General features: G+C 43.6%; 16 protein-coding genes and 1 tRNA gene. 13 read left to right on the top strand and 4 right to left on the bottom strand.

Features of this window, described 5'->3' with window-relative positions; translation table 11 throughout:
- Positions 1-29: 29 nt before the first annotated feature.
- The 3 genes from recA (at position 30) to CWC29_RS13730 (ending at position 3,622) form a co-directional block, all read left to right on the top strand.
- Positions 30-1,085, top strand: a complete 1,056-nt coding sequence (gene recA, locus CWC29_RS13740; protein ID WP_095729681.1) for a recombinase RecA — start codon at positions 30-32, stop codon at positions 1,083-1,085.
- Between the two features lie 339 nt (positions 1,086-1,424).
- On the top strand, positions 1,425-2,741 hold the full coding sequence (locus tag CWC29_RS13735) for an adenylosuccinate synthase (RefSeq protein WP_095729680.1): 1,317 nt from the start codon (positions 1,425-1,427) through the stop codon (positions 2,739-2,741).
- A gap of 242 nt (positions 2,742-2,983) precedes the next feature.
- Complete coding sequence (locus CWC29_RS13730; RefSeq protein WP_128727716.1) at positions 2,984-3,622, top strand: tetratricopeptide repeat protein; 639 nt, start codon at positions 2,984-2,986, stop codon at positions 3,620-3,622.
- 145 nt (positions 3,623-3,767) lie between these two features.
- Here the strand turns inward: CWC29_RS13730 and CWC29_RS13725 are convergent, their stop codons facing one another.
- Complete coding sequence (locus tag CWC29_RS13725) at positions 3,768-5,639, bottom strand: cation:proton antiporter (protein ID WP_138524186.1); 1,872 nt, start codon at positions 5,637-5,639, stop codon at positions 3,768-3,770.
- Between the two features lie 565 nt (positions 5,640-6,204).
- On the opposite strand from CWC29_RS13725, the gene proB reads away from it, so the two are divergent.
- The gene (gene proB, locus CWC29_RS13720) at positions 6,205-7,311 is read left to right on the top strand and encodes a glutamate 5-kinase (protein ID WP_408004174.1); all 1,107 of its coding nucleotides are present in this window, start codon (positions 6,205-6,207) and stop codon (positions 7,309-7,311) included.
- A gap of 3 nt (positions 7,312-7,314) precedes the next feature.
- Positions 7,315-8,562 carry a glutamate-5-semialdehyde dehydrogenase gene (locus tag CWC29_RS13715; protein ID WP_128727719.1) on the top strand — a complete coding sequence of 416 codons (1,248 nt, stop codon included), beginning with the start codon at positions 7,315-7,317 and terminating at the stop codon, positions 8,560-8,562.
- A gap of 139 nt (positions 8,563-8,701) precedes the next feature.
- Here CWC29_RS13715 and CWC29_RS13710 read toward each other — a convergent pair.
- A tRNA-Ala gene (locus CWC29_RS13710) sits at positions 8,702-8,777 on the bottom strand.
- Positions 8,778-8,906: 129 nt separating this feature from the next.
- On the opposite strand from CWC29_RS13710, the gene CWC29_RS13705 reads away from it, so the two are divergent.
- Both CWC29_RS13705 and CWC29_RS13700 read left to right on the top strand, forming a co-directional pair.
- Positions 8,907-9,302 (top strand): hypothetical protein, encoded by a 396-nt coding sequence (locus CWC29_RS13705; RefSeq protein WP_138524188.1) that lies wholly within the window; start codon positions 8,907-8,909, stop codon positions 9,300-9,302.
- Positions 9,299-9,811 carry a prolyl-tRNA synthetase associated domain-containing protein gene (locus CWC29_RS13700; RefSeq protein WP_128727721.1) on the top strand — a complete coding sequence of 171 codons (513 nt, stop codon included), beginning with the start codon at positions 9,299-9,301 and terminating at the stop codon, positions 9,809-9,811. Before CWC29_RS13705 ends, CWC29_RS13700 begins: the two co-directional genes overlap by 4 nt.
- Here CWC29_RS13700 and CWC29_RS13695 read toward each other — a convergent pair.
- A complete protein-coding gene (locus tag CWC29_RS13695) occupies positions 9,770-10,903 on the bottom strand; it encodes an MFS transporter (RefSeq protein WP_128727722.1) in 1,134 nt (377 codons plus the stop codon). The two genes, CWC29_RS13700 and CWC29_RS13695, sit on opposite strands and share 42 nt — an antisense overlap.
- Before the next feature lie 188 nt (positions 10,904-11,091).
- On the opposite strand from CWC29_RS13695, the gene CWC29_RS13690 reads away from it, so the two are divergent.
- The 4 genes from CWC29_RS13690 (at position 11,092) to CWC29_RS13675 (ending at position 14,096) form a co-directional block, all read left to right on the top strand.
- Positions 11,092-11,628, top strand: a complete 537-nt coding sequence (locus CWC29_RS13690; RefSeq protein WP_010378951.1) for a DUF2058 domain-containing protein — start codon at positions 11,092-11,094, stop codon at positions 11,626-11,628.
- 72 nt (positions 11,629-11,700) lie between these two features.
- Entirely contained in the window at positions 11,701-12,024 is a 324-nt protein-coding gene (locus CWC29_RS13685) for a c-type cytochrome (protein ID WP_128727723.1), read from the top strand.
- Positions 12,025-12,144: 120 nt separating this feature from the next.
- Complete coding sequence (locus CWC29_RS13680) at positions 12,145-12,912, top strand: class II aldolase/adducin family protein (protein WP_128727724.1); 768 nt, start codon at positions 12,145-12,147, stop codon at positions 12,910-12,912.
- An 8-nt stretch (positions 12,913-12,920) separates the two neighbouring features.
- Complete coding sequence (locus CWC29_RS13675; RefSeq protein WP_039493039.1) at positions 12,921-14,096, top strand: mandelate racemase/muconate lactonizing enzyme family protein; 1,176 nt, start codon at positions 12,921-12,923, stop codon at positions 14,094-14,096.
- 129 nt (positions 14,097-14,225) lie between these two features.
- Here the strand turns inward: CWC29_RS13675 and suhB are convergent, their stop codons facing one another.
- Positions 14,226-15,029 (bottom strand): inositol-1-monophosphatase, encoded by an 804-nt coding sequence (gene suhB / locus CWC29_RS13670; RefSeq protein ID WP_138524190.1) that lies wholly within the window; start codon positions 15,027-15,029, stop codon positions 14,226-14,228.
- 215 nt (positions 15,030-15,244) lie between these two features.
- Here suhB and trmJ point away from each other — a divergent pair, with 215 nt between their 5' ends.
- Both trmJ and iscR read left to right on the top strand, forming a co-directional pair.
- Positions 15,245-15,973: a tRNA (cytosine(32)/uridine(32)-2'-O)-methyltransferase TrmJ gene (trmJ, locus tag CWC29_RS13665; protein WP_128727725.1), complete on the top strand. Its 729-nt coding sequence runs from the start codon at positions 15,245-15,247 to the stop codon at positions 15,971-15,973.
- 291 nt (positions 15,974-16,264) lie between these two features.
- Complete coding sequence (gene iscR / locus CWC29_RS13660; protein ID WP_128727726.1) at positions 16,265-16,756, top strand: Fe-S cluster assembly transcriptional regulator IscR; 492 nt, start codon at positions 16,265-16,267, stop codon at positions 16,754-16,756.
- Positions 16,757-16,762 lie beyond the last annotated feature (6 nt).

Here is a 16,762-nt window from a genome sequence, read left to right as displayed (position 1 = left end):
GGTGTCATTACGCTGAATTGGAGAAGCAAATGAACGATAACAAGCAAAAGGCATTAGACGCAGCACTATCACAAATTGAGCGTCAGTTTGGTAAAGGCTCAATCATGAAACTGGGTGAGAACAAGGCGCTAGATATTGAAGCCATCTCAACGGGTTCATTAGGTCTGGATATTGCACTTGGTATCGGCGGCTTACCAACTGGTCGTATTGTTGAAATCTATGGCCCAGAATCATCAGGTAAAACAACGCTAACATTACAAGCGATTGCAGAAGCGCAAAAGATGGGAAAAACATGTGCGTTCGTTGATGCTGAGCACGCGCTCGACCCAATCTATGCTGAGAAGCTAGGGGTTAATGTTGATGAACTACTGGTGTCTCAGCCTGACACCGGTGAACAAGCGCTTGAAATTTGTGACATGTTAGTTCGTTCTGGTGCGGTTGATTTGGTTGTTATTGACTCGGTAGCAGCACTGACCCCCAAAGCTGAAATCGAAGGCGATATGGGTGATTCACACGTTGGCTTGCAGGCTCGACTCATGTCACAAGCATTGCGTAAGCTTACTGCTAATATCAAACGTTCGAACACGTTATGTATTTTCATCAACCAAATTCGCATGAAGATTGGTGTGATGTTTGGCAACCCTGAAACCACAACTGGTGGTAACGCACTTAAATTCTATGCATCCGTACGTCTTGATATTCGACGTATCGGTTCAGTGAAAGAAGGTGATGAGGTTGTTGGTAATGAAACTCGCGTTAAGGTTGTTAAAAACAAAGTTGCACCACCATTTAAGCAAGCTGAGTTCATCATCATGTATGGCGAGGGTACGTCGAAACAAGGTGAGTTGATAGACTTAGGTGTGAAACACAAACTGGTTGATAAAGCGGGTGCTTGGTTTAGCTACAACGGCAGTAAGATTGGTCAAGGTAAAGCAAACTCAATTAAGTTCTTAAAAGAAAATGTTGAGATTGCCAATGAAATTGAAGGCAAGTTGAGAGAAATGCTCCTAGCGCAAGCGGTTATTATGCCTGAAGAGGGTGAAGATAAAGGCCTTGCTGAAGTTGAAGACGATTTAGAGCTATAGGCTAACCACTCAAGCTTAACTGCTCGCCAGCAAGCTTGAGCTATATTTTAAAAAGCCCAAAGGTTAACCTTTGGGCTTTTTACATTTTATAAAAGTTTACTTTTGATAACAAAGAGATAGTTATCGATTAATCCGAACAATACAGCTATTTTGATATAAAAATAAAATACATTGTTTGATTTTCAGCTATTAATCTACCTTTTCAACAAGTTATGTAACTTGCCTTGATGCTTTACATCATCAATCTTATTGAAAGCAGAAAAATTAGGCAAATTGGGGTGATTTCAGCTATGGTTTTCTGGTAAAATCTGCGCCTAATTTTTTCTAAGTGAATTTGCAATGGGTAAAAACGTCGTTGTATTAGGCACCCAATGGGGTGACGAAGGTAAAGGTAAAGTAGTTGACCTACTTACAGATAAGGCTTCTTTAGTTGTTCGCTACCAAGGCGGACATAATGCTGGCCATACACTAGTAATTAACGGTGAGAAAACGGTACTACACTTGATCCCATCAGGTGTACTACGCGAAGACGTTAAATGTGTAATTGGTAATGGTGTAGTACTTGCACCAGATGCACTAATGAAAGAAATCCACATGCTTGAAGCTCGTGGCGTTCCTGTACGTGAGCGTCTATTGATCAGCGAAGCATGTCCTTTGATCTTGCCTTACCACGTTGCACTAGACCAAGCGCGTGAATTAGCGCGTGGTGAAAAAGCCATTGGTACAACTGGCCGTGGTATTGGTCCTGCGTACGAAGATAAGGTTGCACGTCGTGGTTTACGTGTTGGTGATCTTTTCAACCCAGAGCAATTTGCTGCGAAGCTTAAAGAAGTACTAGAGTTCCACAACTTCGCTTTGGTTAACTACTACAAAGTAGACCCAGTAGACTTCCAGAAGACATACGATGATGCAATGGAAGTAGCAAAAGTACTTAAGTCAATGATTGTTGACGTTACTGAACTACTTGATCAAGCGCGTAATGCTGGCGACCATATTCTATTTGAAGGTGCGCAAGGTACATTACTTGATATTGACCACGGTACTTACCCGTACGTAACCTCATCAAACACGACAGCAGGTGGTGTTGCGACTGGTGCAGGTTTTGGTCCTCTACACTTAGATTACGTTTTAGGTATTGTTAAAGCTTATACAACTCGTGTTGGTTCAGGTCCTTTCCCTACAGAGCTTTACGACGGTCAAGACAAGCAAGACCCAGTTGGCAAGCATTTAGGTGAGAAAGGCAATGAGTTTGGTGCAACAACTGGTCGTTTACGTCGTACAGGTTGGTTTGATGCTGTGGCAATGCGCCGTGCAGTTCAAATCAACAGCATCAGTGGTTTCTGCTTAACTAAACTAGACGTACTTGATGGTCTAGAAAAAGTAAAAATCTGTACTGGTTACCAGTTAGAAGACGGCACAGTGACCAATGTGACTCCACTTGCTGCTGAAGGCTACGAGAAAGTAACTCCGGTATACGAAGAAATGCCTGGCTGGAGCGAAAACACCTTTGGTGCAACTTCAGTTGAGCAGCTTCCAGAAGCCGCTATCAACTATATCAAGCGCCTAGAAGAAATCACTGGCGTGCCAATTGATATCATCTCAACAGGCCCAGACCGCGTTGAGACAATGATTGTTCGAAACCCTTTTGCTGAATAATCCAGCTGTCGATTGATAAAGAAAGAAGCTGCTACGGCAGCTTTTTTTGTGTCTATTACCCTACAAGTTTTTGTCTTCCTGCCGATAAATAAGCGAATGTTTGCTCATATGATAAAATTAGACTGCGCTTTGGCGTAAATAATGCTTAATCATATTTGAGTGTCGATGTTGCTGCAGAGCAAGTAAGTTGCTTTTGTAGCCTGCTATAGTTAAATAATCAGCTTTACTTTGATGGGTCTTCGATGAATTACTTACTTCGTTATTTTGCAGCTACAGCATTGAGTGTTTCCTTAAGTCTCAGTATACAGAGCAAAGTATCTGCCGAAGAGGCAATCGAAGCTGTGCCTTTATACACGCAGCAAGAGCTATTAGCGCTGATTGAAAAAAATCAACACCTCGCTCGGGTTAAGGCGGATGAGTGTCAGTTAGTTAAAGATATTGAAGCGCGTGCTGAAATTATGGCGCTGCCTTCGTATCAATTTCTCTATGGTGACATGCTAGCTTATGCCGTGTGTGTAGACAGAAATGTTGAACTCGGTCTTTATTATATGAAAAGGGCGGCAGAGCAGGGCCTTGCGGCGGCGCTTGAGCAATTAGGTCGTTACTATGATGTTGGCCAGTTGGTGCAAGAAGATAAAGCAATGGCGGTAACCTATCTTAGAGAGGCCGCAGCACTTGGTAACTTAAATGCTCAATTAAGGCTTGTAGATGTGTTTAATCAAGGTCATGGCAGTCCTAGAGACTATGAAGATGCCTATCGATGGCTGTTCCATTCCGCAGTTGCTGATAAAAAGCTACATAAGCGAATTCAGGTAGCACTAGGGGAGTTGGCAAATAAAATGCCAGATAGCGTGGTGAAGCGCGCTAGGTTGCCTATATAGCCTGAGCTTAGGTTAACTCCGTCGGGTCAATAGATATTACTTTCAGCAGGTTGTGAGTGGAAAGTAAAAGCGGCGTGATTTACGCCGCTTAGCTTGCTTCTAAATAAGGCTCGTACGCTTGTTTATTGCTGATCCAAATCTCAGGTTAAGTGATTTGCTGGCTGCTAAGCTTTGCACCAATTTGGCCTTCTTTATTGGCGTTTGGATCTTTAAGCACCGTTAACTTAGGCGGTTGTAACGCTAATACGCGATCGCCTTCTTCTGGTAGCCTTTTCATGTCAGAGGTAAATGGGCGGATCAACAAAGGCTCTTCATCTTTGTTCTGCTCTGTGAGTACAAACAGTGGGATTGCTTCACTGTTAACCTCTTTATACTGTTCCCATTTAAACTCTTCTGAGATCCGAGTTACGCTTACTTTGCCGCCCTTTGCCATCATGCTGCTTAGCTTGGCGTAATTACCTTCGTCACCAAACAAGATTTGGCGAGAAAGAAAAGTAGCACTATCTTTGTTCGCCTTAGCATGGTTAGTGGATGATTTGAGCGAATAAACACACTGATCACCAAGTAAGTGAGAAAAGTATTGTACACCTAATGCGTTGTGGTGGCGGTTAGGTGAAAGCGCTAAGACCGATTTTAGGCTGGTCAACGGCAGGTAACGTTCTGCATGTTCCGACTGTGGATTACCATAGTAACAAGGCAGCCCGTCCATTCTTGCCATTTTGCAGTTTTCCCATGCGGGATCGGATAGGTAAACATCAACATTTTGATCTTTTAAGCCCTTAGCAACCGCTCTTGCTACATGATTTGCACCAATAATGAGTAAGGTATTGGGTTTTGGTTGACGAACTCCTAAAAGACGCGCGAAAGGCGTTGCCGTTAGGCTTTGTAATACTACCGTAATGATGATAACGGTGAAAATGAGTGGCACCATTTTATCCGCATCTGCGATTTGTGATTTTGTCATACTCAACGCAAAAACTGAGCCAACGGCTGCAGCAACAATGCCTCGAGGAGCTATCCAGCTTAACAGAATACGAGACTTTATCGGTAAGTCAGTGTTGAACGTCGATAAGAATATCGACAGTGGTCGAGCAATAAACAATACTACCGCGAGAAAGATAAAGACGTCGGTGTCTAGTAGCATTAAATCTTCTAGCTTGAGTCGTGCCGCGAGTAAGATAAATAAGCTCGAAATCAGGATCATTGAAAGATCTTCTTTAAACTCCAACACTGAATCGATTTCCAAGTCGTCTTGGTTCGCGAGCCAAATACCAAAGATGGTCACGGCTAGTAAACCCGACTCATGGCTCAGATGATTCGATAGCGTAAAGCTAAACAACACTAGCGCTAAAATGGCGAATTTGTGAAGCTCGAAAGGAAGCCACTCTTTTCTTATTAGGTATGTGGTTAGGTAACCTGATGCGACACCAATACTGATCCCAACACCAAGGGTTGATACTAGCGCCCACAAGGTGTGACTAAAGATACCTTCGCCACCGACTAAAGAGACTGCTTCAAATACAAGTACGGCAAAGAGTGCACCAATTGGGTCTATGACTATACCTTCCCAACGTAAAATACGATCTATGTCTTTGTCTGGGCGCATTGCGTTCAGCATTGGAGCAATAACCGTTGGACCGGTCACCACAAGTACGGCTCCCAAAACAGCGGCAACTTGCCAGTTAAGTTCCAGCACGAAAATAGCCGTCGTTGCTATCACTGCAAAGGTTGCCAGCATCCCGATAGAACAGAGATTACGTACGACCTTGCCAATCCCTTTGAGTTCTTTAAAGTGTAGGGTTAGCGAGCCTTCAAAGAGAATAACTGCAACGGAAAGCGAGACGACGGGAAAGAGTAAATCCCCGAGTAAGGCATCTGGGTCCAGCGTGCCGCTAAACGGTCCCAAAGCAAGGCCAATAAGAAGTAAAAACAAAATTGCTGGAACCTTAAAGGCCCAAGCAAGCCATTGTGCTATTACAGAACATACTGCAATACCTGCAATGTAGATTGCTGACATAGATTCTCCCCGGTTGGATTGTCCCAACATTTTTATCAGTATAGCTAGCATCCTGTTATAACACAGCGCGAATGAGGGTAAAGTGAATAAATTACTGAAAATAAGCTATTATAAAATTGATTTATGGTGGTCATAAATAATTAACATGGGATAGGGTTGCAATCTTACCCGAGCTTAAGTTAAGGTAATAAGCGTTCAAGGCGTGGAGTAAGTCGCGCCGTCATTCACAATCTACTCATTACGCAATTATTCATTGCGGTACAGCCTTTCCGGCCGCACCAAACCATGGTGGCCCTGTTGGAAACGGCTCGACGTCAAGGGTTAAGTACTTGATGTCACAATCAATCTTCTATTAGTGAAATGTCAGCCAGTTAACGATCGTTACTGTGTCTGGGTTTAGCATGTGTGGCGACATGATGGGACTAAGGTCTTCGCCGTCGCACGTCTGTTTGTTTTATCTATTTGCCGACTTTTTGGTCGATGCATTGCGCTTTCTGTTGTCTTCTAATAGGAGATATTTGGAGTACCAACTCGTGAGTGAGTGGTTAATTTAATGCAGGAATTTATGTCGATGAAACAGTCAAAACGTATCGTAATCAAGATCGGGAGTGCGTTAATCGCGCCAGAGCAAGATGGGTGTCGATCCCGCTATTTACTCAGCATCGCGCAATTCATCGTGCGGTGTCGAGCCAGAGGTATCGAAGTGATCCTCGTCTCTTCGGGTTCAGTCGCAGCAGGGTCGCACTTATTTCCAAACGCAGAGCAGCCTAGCATTGCGGTGAAAAAAGCGATGGCGGCAGCTGGCCAAACCGAGATGATGGCTACGTGGGACCGTTTCTTCGACTTCCCGTCGGCGCAGATATTGCTGACTCACGGAGACCTACGTGATAGAGAGCGATACACCAGTATTCGTGAAACAATATTCACTTTACTCGATCATGGAATACTGCCTATTATCAATGAAAATGACACCGTGACCACAGACGACCTGAAGGTGGGTGATAACGATAATTTATCAGCCATGGTCGCTGGGGCAGCTGATGCTGATGGGCTAATTATTTGTTCTGATGTTAGCGGTTTATATAACAAAAATCCTAATTTACACGCTGACGCAGAGCTGATTTCAGAGGTAACTGAGATCACCGAAGAAATCTACGATATGGCAGGTTGTCCAACGAGTAAGGTTGGCACCGGTGGTATGAAGACCAAAATCGAAGCCGCTGAAAAGGCAACCTCTCACGGTATAGATACCTATATTGTTAACGGCTTCGAGGAAACGACCTTTGAATTGTTGTTGGCGGGGAAAAACCCTGGGACTGTATTTACTGCTTATGATAAACCGATGCAAGAAGCGGTGCATTGGATGACTCACACAGCCTCTGAGCAGGGAGAGCTAGTTGTAGACAGCGATTACGGTTCTAGTGAAAACCAAGTCGTGGGTCAGTTAAGTGGTGATGAAATCACTGAAGTAAAAGGTGAATTTTCTGTTGGTGATACCATACTCGTAAGAAGTAAAGATGGGAAGCGATTAGCAAAAGCGACCACCAATTACAGTAGCTGCCTGCTGAACTTTTTAACTGAACATGAAGAGAGTCCGATCAGCGAAAAAATTCAAGATAGTATCGGACCCGTTATTTCAGAACAAGATATAGCTTTATTGGAGAAGTCATAAGACATGAGTTTAATTACAGATATTTCATCACAGGCTGCAAAAGCGGCGAAACAGTTAGCACTATTAACTACAGAGCAAAAAAACGCTGTGTTAGCAGATATGGCAAAAGGGATCCGCGAAAGCAGCGAAGCGATTATTAGAGCCAATGAAGCTGATTTAGCTGCTGCTCGTGATAACCAGCTTAGCGACGCTATGATTGATAGGTTAACGCTTAATCAAGCGCGAATTGAAAGCATGGCAGAAGGTATTGAAACTATCATTCAACTGGACGACCCAGTAGGGGCACGCAGAGACATGGGCGTAAGACCAAATGGCATTAAAATCAGCAAAATGCGAGTGCCACTTGGTGTTGTTTGCATGATTTATGAGGCGCGCCCCAATGTCACCGCCGACGCCGGTGCGCTGTGTTTTAAATCTGGTAATGGCGTTATTTTACGCGGTGGTAAAGAAGCACTAGCGAGTTCTTTAGAAATCGCAAAAGCGATGCATAGAGCGCTTGAAAAACATAACTTACCTGCCGCGTTGGTTTCTGTTATTCCAGATCCAGATCGCGCATTGCTAATGGAGCTGATGCAGCAAAAAGAGTATATCGACCTTATCATCCCACGTGGCGGTGAAGGTCTAATCAATTTCGTTACTGAGAATAGTACGGTGCCAGTGATCCAGCATTTTAAAGGCGTGTGTCACTTATATATAGATAAAGCGGCCGATCTCGATAAAGCAATGGCGCTTCTATTAAATGGTAAAACGCAGCGCACTGGTGTATGTAATGCGCTTGAAGGGTTAATTGTTCATCAAGATATTGCTTCGACTTTTTTACCGAAAGTTGCTGCCGCGTTGGCTGAACGAGGTGTAAAAATCAATGCATGTAAGCAAACCGTGGCTTACTTCGATAATGCTGTTGAGTTAAGCGATGATGAGTTTGGCGAGGAATACTTGAGCCTTGAAATTGCGGTTCGTCAGGTTGCTGATTTTAATGCAGCGCTTGCACATATAGATCGCTTTGGTAGTCACCACACCGAAGTTATCTGTACAGAAGACGAGGCTGCTGCGGACTTGTTCCAACGCGGTGTAGATGCTTCTGTCGTGATGGTTAACGCCTCTTCACGCTTTAGTGATGGTTCAGCGTTAGGCCTAGGTGCCGAAATTGGTATTGCTACAACCAAATTACACGCTTACGGACCTATGGGCTTGGAGTCGCTAACAACAGAAAAGTTTTTAGTGAATGGTGAAGGCCAAATAAGAGAGTAATGAAGTTATGCTACTTGGGTATGTGAGGTCTTACTCAGTAGTAGACACAGAATGACATAAGTAACTGCAAAGCTCGGGTCGAAAGATTTGGGCTTTTTTCTTTAGGGGGCATTTTGTAAGAAGTAAGAAGAGCAGAAAGTGGTGGAGCTAAGCAGGATCGAACTGCTGACCTCCTGCGTGCAAGGCAGGCGCTCTCCCAGCTGAGCTATAGCCCCACATTCCGTCTCTAGACGATGCAAAATCTAATCACTTTTTATATTCTCGTCAACCCCTGACAAAAAATTTCGCTATTTTTTTATAGTCTTTGTTACACTGAACTGAAAATAAAACGACTTAAGAGAATTATGGTTCTGCGTTATCTTTTTGTTATTGCCATTGTTGGGCTACTTGCGAGCTGTGCATCACAGCCTGATGAGCCTGAACTCATTATCGAAAAACAATCTTTTCATAAGCGTCTTTCGCCAACTGGCGATAAAGAATTTGCTTTCATTGTAACGGTACAAGCAACACCTCGAATGGAGTTAGATTCAAGTAAGCCAATATCAAGAAGAGAGCTAAAACGTTTTGCGGAGTTTGAACGTATTGAGGACTCCCCCTCTCTAAAACTCAAGCTAGAAGAGCAAGCCGTCGCTTTATTAAAACCGGCGTTGCTTGAGGCGAACTACTGTAAGGCAGGTCATAAAATTACCGATGTATACTGGCGACAGCGTAGCGTTCAGTTACGAGGCAGGTGTTTGTGATCAGAAATAATCCGAGTGCACTTGCAGAGCTGCTCGCTCAGCTAGATATCAGTTATCTCAATTATGAGCATCCACCTTTACATACTTGTCTAGAAGCTGACAATTTAAAGTTAGAGAGAAAAGGGACGCGGCTGAAAAACCTCTTCCTCCGAGATAACTATGGAAAGCGACACTTTCTTTTTATTATTCCTGCAGATAAGCAAGTCGATCTAAAAGCGCTGTCTAAATCTCAAGGGGTGTCGCGTTTAGGTTTTGCATCGACGGACAGGTTAGCAAAGTATTTAGGAGTGGAACAAGGCTGTGTATCAGCACTCACACTGCATAACGACAGTGAGCAACGAGTCGAATTATGGCTTGATAGTGAACTGCAATCTGCGCACTTATGGCAGTGTCATCCCCTAGTGAATACTAAAACTTGGGTGTTAACGCTCGAAGATTTAAAGCGCTTTTGGCAAGTCACTGGACACTCACCTCACTGGGTTGACTGTATTTCTCAAACTCAGAACTAAGCCGACTGTACAAACGATAAAAAGTGACGCACAAAACCAAGCGATACCAGCTTGCTCATAAATCAAACCCGGAAGGTAAGAACCCAGCACGCCTCCGGAATAATAAAATGAAACATAAGCGCCATTGGTGACGGTTGCTGGAGCCTGACTAATACTGTTGGCTAATGGTGCTGCGGTTGAATGGATCACAAACATACAGGCGCAGAATAGCGTAAATAAGGCCACAAAAAAGAATACAGACGCCACGGGTAATAGCGCAATGGTTGTAGCATAGATGAAGAACATCACAGCTAAAAATCGCCAGGTAGAATGAAATTTACTTTGTAGCCAAGGTGTAACGATGGACCCTAAAGCACCAACTAAGTAGCCTGTATAGACCCAGCCCACTTTACTGGGATCAGTTAAATTAAAGTCGTACTTGAGTATAAAAGGTAAAAAGTTGAGTAGTCCCGCGAAGCAGAAAAACATACAAAATACAGAGCTGTATAATCTCACTAGGCGTGATTGCTTGAGTGGTGTTAGGTAGTCCCTGATCCTTGTCGCGTGAATTATTGGTGGTTTGTTCTTGCTGGCTCGAATGCTAAATGCCAGCATAATTAATAACAATGCGTTTAGGTAATAGAAACTTTGCCACTCAAACCAGACCGTAAAGTTGGCCGCAAGTGTACGGCCAAAATAACCTCCGGCTATGCTACTTCCGATGTACAAGCTCATGTTTCTTTTCAACTGCGAGCCACTGAATTGTTGGCCGATATAACCTGTCATTGCAGTGAGTGCTGCAGGTAATAATAGCCCTTGAATTAACCGGATAAACAATAGCCCTGAAAATGAAGTCATTGAAGCAAATGCTAAACTGCTGAGTGCCAAAAGCAGCATGGTCCACTTTAAAATGCGTAGTGGATTGGACCTTGCTAGCAATAATCCGTAGCAGATTGGTGCGATAGCCAGAGGTAGCATAGTTGCTGACATCAGCATGCCTGCATCTGACGCTGACACACTAAATTGCTCCGCAAACTCAGCCAGCAGCGGCTGCGGTGCGTAAAGCACAAAGAAAATGGTAACGGAGCAGAGCAATAGGTGTATGACAGGCATTAAGCAATAAGGCTTTTAATTTCGATGAGTTAGCTTAAATTAAAGCAAACTAGATGACAATTTTTTGCGCTAAATCACGATGCGCAGCAATAATTTTGGTAGTTTTATATTAGATTGGCTGATTCCTCTCTGGTCAATCGAAATTGCTGAGTTAAAATAGTGAAAAGTCTATTTTACGGAGTTGCATGATGGGTTCACTGCAAGATCAGTTACTAAAAGCAGGTCTAACAACTGAGCACAAAGCGAAAGTTGCAAAAACACAAAAGCGTAAACAGCAGAAGAAAAAGAAAAAGGGCGCAACGAGCGACCAAACGGACCTTCAAAAACATATTGAGCAAACAAAGCTCGAGCAGCAAAAGCGTGCCGAAGAGCTAAATAAGGCGAAGCAAGAAACGCTAAAAGACAAAGAGCAAATTGCTCGCGTGAAGCAGATCTTAGAGCATCATAACCAAGATGAGATCCGCGGCAATGTGACCTTTAACTTCACATACCAAAATAAGGTGAAGGAGTTAGAAGTTAATTCCGAAACACAAAAAGCGCTATCAAAGGGGCGTTTAGCGATTTGTGTGTTAGAAGAGCAGTTCTACGTACTACAAGATGAACCTGCTAGAAAGATTGCAGAGGTAGACGAAAAATATATCGTTTTCCATGTCGAGGACAATCAGCAAGGTGATGAGGATGACCCTTACGCTGACTTTGAAGTCCCAGATGATTTGATGTGGTAGTGATTAGGCTTTAGGTCACACTTTAGTCTACACTGACTTACAACGTTAACCGTCAATAAAAAGAGTAATGATATGAGCAAGATGAAAAAACTACTAGTAGGGACTACGGTGGCAATTTGCGCACTAGGTTCAGCAAGTTCAATAGCTGCAGATGGTAAAGCATTATATACAGCAAAGCTGTGTCAAACCTGCCATGGTGCAGAAGGTAAAGCACCAATCATGCCTCTGTATCCAAAGCTAAATGGTCAAAATAAAGAGTATTTAGCGGCGCAGATGAAAGACATCAAATCAGGTAAACGTAATAACGGTATGTCAGCAGCGATGAAAGCGATGGTCGCTAATGTCACTGACGCTGAAATCGATGCGATTGCAGAGTATTTATCTAAAGTTGAATAACGTCAAAATTAGATATCAAAGATAATAAAAACCACCGTTCGCGGTGGTTTTTAGTTGAAGATATAATCAAGCTATTTTAGACTTCTATACATCTAAATGTGGAGTCAATAAGGGATCCCCATGTTCGAATTACCTCAGTTAAATTTAAAAGACAAAGTAAGCGCAGAAGAATGGCAACTGCGTGTTGACCTTGCCGCTTGCTATCGATTGGTTGAGCACTTTCGTTGGGGAGATCTAATTTATACGCATATGTCAGCGCGTTTACCGGGTACGGATCATTATTTAGTCAACGCTTTTGGTCTGACCTTTGATGAAGTCACCGCTTCTAATTTAGTGAAGGTCGATCTTGAAGGGAATATTCTTGATGATACGCCATTTCAGATAAATCCGGCGGGCTTTACCATTCACAGTGCAATCCACGAGGTGCGAGAAGATGCGCATTGCGTTATTCACCTCCATACTAAAGAAACGATTGCAGTCGCGAGTGTAGAATGTGGTTTATTGCCTTTGAGTCAGCATAGCATGTTCTCTTTACCCTCACTTTCATATCACGGCTATGAAGGTTTAGCGGTGAATATGGATGAGAAAAAGCGGCTGCAGGATGATTTAGGTACAACTAATCACATGCTGCTGGTGAACCATGGTGGTTTAACTGTTGGACCAACGGTCGGCGATGCCTTTATGCGTTTTTATGACTTACAGCGTGCATGTGAAATTCAAGTTGCGATTCAAGCAACGGGGCAACAAGCCGTACCTGTACCACAACCTATCATTGATAACATTTATAACCAAGCGAATGTCGTGCATAGCGGTAGCACCGGTGGTCAATTAGCATGGCCTGCAATGCTTCGTAAAGCTTACCGCCTAGATCCAAGCTTTGCTCAATAGGAGTCAACATGAAAGTTAATCGCGTCGAAGTCTTCGATATTCATTGTCCAGATAGACCTGCTTGGACACCTGTTTTTGTGCGTATTCACACCGATGAAGGTATTTCAGGAGTAGGTGAAGCAGGGCTTGCATACGACCTCGGCCACAGCGCTGCGGCCAGTATGATTAAAGAAATGGCTGAAGCCTTTTTGATTGGTCATGACCCTTTTCAAACTGAGTTGCTCTGGTCCCGTATGCTCAGAGAAAGCTTCTGGGGTTTAGGTGGCGGGCCTGTGGTATATGCGGCGATGTCGGCAATAGATACTGCGCTTTGGGATATTAAAGGTAAAGCCTTAAACCTACCTGTTTATCAATTGCTTGGTGGTAAAGTGAACCCTGAGCTTCGCACCTATGCCTCGCAATTACAGTTTGACTGGGACAGCGAGTTTAAAGCATTAGTTCAGCCACATGAATATGCTGAAGCGGCTCACAAAGCCATTGCAGAAGGGTATGATGCGGTTAAAGTTGACCCAATTCAGTACGATAAAGATGGCAACACCTATTACGACAGAACTAAGCTTATCTCGCGCGCGGAAATGAAATTATACCGTGCGAGAATGAAGGCTATTCGTGAAGCGGTAGGTGATGAAGTCGACATTATCTTTGAATGCCACAGCTTACCAGGCGCGACATCAGCCATTCAAATTGCAGACATCGCTGAAGAATTTGATTGTATGTATTATGAAGAGCCGGTGAATTATCTAAACCACTCTTTACATGCAAAGGTAGCCAACAAGACCTCAGTGCCAATCGCTGGTGGTGAACGTTTGTATAACCGCTGGGGTGTTCGCCCTTATTTTGAAGATCAAAGTATTGATGTACTGCAGCCAGATATTGGCCTGTGTGGTGGCTTTACGGAAACCAAGAAGGTATGTGATTACGCCGATATCTTTGATATCCGTATTCAGGCGCACGTTTGTGGTGGCCCGGTAGCAACCGCTGCTTCGTTGCACTTGGAAACCGCCATCCCAAATTTCCTGATCCATGAGCACCATACTTACGCAATCAAAAAGTGGAACAGAGAGCTATGCTTGCAAGATCCACAGCCTAAGAACGGTATCTTTAGAGTGTCAGAAGAGCCGGGACTTGGTATTGAGCTAAACGATGAAATCGTAATGCGCTCAGCCCGTGTGGAAATTAAGTAGGTATCCGTCGCTCAACTTAAATAGCTGAGTTTGGAGTAACAGCTAGCTCTTACTATTGTTATTCCTAGATTGAATCAGACACAAAAAAACCCAAGCAGTGCTTGGGTTTTTTCATCTAAGCCAGCGCTATTATTTTAGCAATGACTCAGTTAATACCGGGCGAATTTCTTTTACAATCGCTTGGCAAAGCTTAGGTGCGCCACAGATGATGTTGCCGCTACGGTTAAAGTTAGCACCACCTGCAAAGTCTGTAACCATACCACCAGCTTCTTTTACTAGCAGCTCACCAGCTGCTGTATCCCAAGGCTTAAGGCCAATTTCAAAGAAACCATCCATACGACCTGCTGCAACATATGCCATGTCTAAAGCTGCAGAGCCCGCACGGCGGATATCAGCTGTATGAATGAATAATGCTTTGAATGCTTCTAGGTAGGCATCCATGTGGTGTTTTTGCTTGAAAGGGAAACCCGTGGCAAGCACCGTGCCTTGTAATTCAATAGACTTAGACACACGAATACGTTTGTTGTTTAGCTGTGCGCCTTGACCACGAGAAGCGGTAAATAATTCGTCGCGGATTGGATCGTATACAACTGCTTGCTCTACGCGGCCTTTAACTCTTAACGCGATAGAAACAGCATAGTGAGGAATACCTTTAACGAAGTTAGTGGTACCGTCTAGAGGATCGATAACCCAAAGGTAGTCTGCATCTTTGCCTTCGTGGTGACCAAATTCTTCACCAACAATAGCGTGATCAGGGTAAGATTTTAAAATAGTGTCACGAATGATTGATTCCGCATCTTTATCGATGTTTGTCACTAAATCATTTGTGCCTTTTTGAGCAGCTTCAACGCGCGATAAATCTTCACTTGCACGTAAGATAACCTTACCCGCGTTACGCGCAGCGCGTACCGCAATGTTCAACATTGGATGCATAGCATTACCTTTAGGTTGTAAAAGAACAGGATCATTTTGAGCCGGCGTATTTTAGCGGTTTTTTGTCTAAAGTAAATAACCAATTGTAAATTTGTTTGGTTGTTTTTTGTACTCCCTTGCTGCGCAAAGATTTTTAATTTCTGGTTGTGGAGCTTGGAAAAACGCAAATTAGATATGCTACACTGCGCCATTATTTTTGTTTGAGACTCGTGTAAATGGCTTTAGAAGATATTCGAATTGTATTAGTGAACACCTCACACTCTGGCAATATTGGCTCAGTTGCGAGAGCGATGAAGACGATGGGGTTATCTAAGCTTTATTTAGTTGACCCTGCATGTGAAGTGGACAGCCATGCAAGTGCATTGGCGGCTGGCGCAACCGACGTGTTGGGTGCGGCGACTAAAGTCGATACGCTTCAAGAGGCGATTGCTGATTGCGCTTTAACTATTGGCACGAGTGCGCGCTCACGCACTTTGTCGTGGCCAATGGTAGACCCGCGTGAGTGTGCACAAAAATTGGTTGCTGAGTCGGTGAATGGTCCTGTCGCTCTTGTATTCGGTCGTGAGAATAGCGGTCTAACAAATGAAGAGTTGCAGTTGTGCAACTATCACGTATGTATTCCGGCTAATCCTGAGTATAGCTCGCTTAATCTTGCAATGGCAGTGCAAACATTGGCTTACGAAACGCGTATGACTTACTTAGACACGCAACAAAAGCAGCCAGAAGAAGTGGATGAAGCCGTTTACCCTTCATCAAAGCAGATGGAGTTATTTTACGAGCATCTTGAAAATACCTTGAATGACACCGGCTTTATCATTAAGCAGCATCCGGGCATGGTAATGACTAAGCTAAAGCGTTTGTTCAACCGTGCTAGACCGGAAGATCAAGAACTTAATATTCTACGTGGGATCCTAAGTTCAATAGATAAATCTACTAACAAGTAAACCAAACACGATGACAGTATTGGCCAACTCAGTGCGCCAATACTGTTGTATTTCTATTGTCTAAATATTAAACATTCCTTTTGTGAAATCTTGCATAAATCTTCATCACTAATACTTGACTAAAATACTCAGGTAATTACAATGTCCATAATACCTGATTAAATTACTCGGGTATTTTGGGTAGGCATACGAGGGTTGCAGATTTAAAGCCGTTATTATGCTTGGTTAATACTTGACTATCTTAGTCAAGTAATTAAAATTTGCGGCTTGGTAAATTAGCGGGGGTTATGCATGAAACTGACATCAAAAGGCAGATACGCCGTGACAGCAATGTTAGATGTTGCGTTACACGCAAGTATTGGCCCTGTTCCACTGGCAGATATCTCTGAACGACAAGAGATTTCGCTATCTTACCTTGAACAATTATTTGCCCGTCTACGTAAACATGGCTTAGTAAGCTCTGTACGTGGTCCGGGTGGCGGCTATTTATTGGGCCGTGATGCACACACAATTTCCGTTGGTGATGTGATTAGTGCTGTTGACGAGTCCGTTGACGCAACACGTTGTCACGGCGAAGGCGGCGGTTGCCAAAGCGGTATGCGCTGTCTGACTCATTCATTGTGGTCTGACTTAAGTGTGCGAATTGAAGAGTTTTTAAATAATATTTCCCTAGCCGAGTTAGTCGCCGACGCGGATGTTCAATCCGTAGCAACGCGGCAAGATAAGCACGTTAAACGTGTTATCGAGCAATTAGACAATATTCAAGTGAGCTGTCAACTCTAGGTTGAC

This window comes from Pseudoalteromonas galatheae (assembly GCF_005886105.2).
Classification (GTDB): Bacteria; Pseudomonadota; Gammaproteobacteria; order Enterobacterales; family Alteromonadaceae; genus Pseudoalteromonas; species Pseudoalteromonas galatheae.
Note: the sequence above shows the minus strand (reverse complement) of the source record. Positions and strands in the feature narration are given on the sequence as shown.

What these genes read in the sequence shown, in the direction of transcription:
- CWC29_RS13680 (WP_128727724.1), top strand. Translation starts at nt 12,145, where the DNA reads ATGTTCGAATTACCTCAGTTAAATTTAAAAGACAAAGTAAGCGCAGAA.
- recA (WP_095729681.1), top strand. Translation starts at nt 30, where the DNA reads ATGAACGATAACAAGCAAAAGGCATTAGACGCAGCACTATCACAAATT.
- CWC29_RS13695 (WP_128727722.1), bottom strand. Translation starts at nt 10,903, where the DNA reads ATGCCTGTCATACACCTATTGCTCTGCTCCGTTACCATTTTCTTTGTG.
- CWC29_RS13730 (WP_128727716.1), top strand. Translation starts at nt 2,984, where the DNA reads ATGAATTACTTACTTCGTTATTTTGCAGCTACAGCATTGAGTGTTTCC.
- CWC29_RS13685 (WP_128727723.1), top strand. Translation starts at nt 11,701, where the DNA reads ATGAGCAAGATGAAAAAACTACTAGTAGGGACTACGGTGGCAATTTGC.
- suhB (WP_138524190.1), bottom strand. Translation starts at nt 15,029, where the DNA reads ATGCATCCAATGTTGAACATTGCGGTACGCGCTGCGCGTAACGCGGGT.
- trmJ (WP_128727725.1), top strand. Translation starts at nt 15,245, where the DNA reads ATGGCTTTAGAAGATATTCGAATTGTATTAGTGAACACCTCACACTCT.
- CWC29_RS13690 (WP_010378951.1), top strand. Translation starts at nt 11,092, where the DNA reads ATGGGTTCACTGCAAGATCAGTTACTAAAAGCAGGTCTAACAACTGAG.
- CWC29_RS13735 (WP_095729680.1), top strand. Translation starts at nt 1,425, where the DNA reads ATGGGTAAAAACGTCGTTGTATTAGGCACCCAATGGGGTGACGAAGGT.
- CWC29_RS13715 (WP_128727719.1), top strand. Translation starts at nt 7,315, where the DNA reads ATGAGTTTAATTACAGATATTTCATCACAGGCTGCAAAAGCGGCGAAA.
- proB (WP_408004174.1), top strand. Translation starts at nt 6,205, where the DNA reads ATGTCGATGAAACAGTCAAAACGTATCGTAATCAAGATCGGGAGTGCG.
- iscR (WP_128727726.1), top strand. Translation starts at nt 16,265, where the DNA reads ATGAAACTGACATCAAAAGGCAGATACGCCGTGACAGCAATGTTAGAT.
- CWC29_RS13675 (WP_039493039.1), top strand. Translation starts at nt 12,921, where the DNA reads ATGAAAGTTAATCGCGTCGAAGTCTTCGATATTCATTGTCCAGATAGA.
- CWC29_RS13725 (WP_138524186.1), bottom strand. Translation starts at nt 5,639, where the DNA reads ATGTCAGCAATCTACATTGCAGGTATTGCAGTATGTTCTGTAATAGCA.
- CWC29_RS13705 (WP_138524188.1), top strand. Translation starts at nt 8,907, where the DNA reads ATGGTTCTGCGTTATCTTTTTGTTATTGCCATTGTTGGGCTACTTGCG.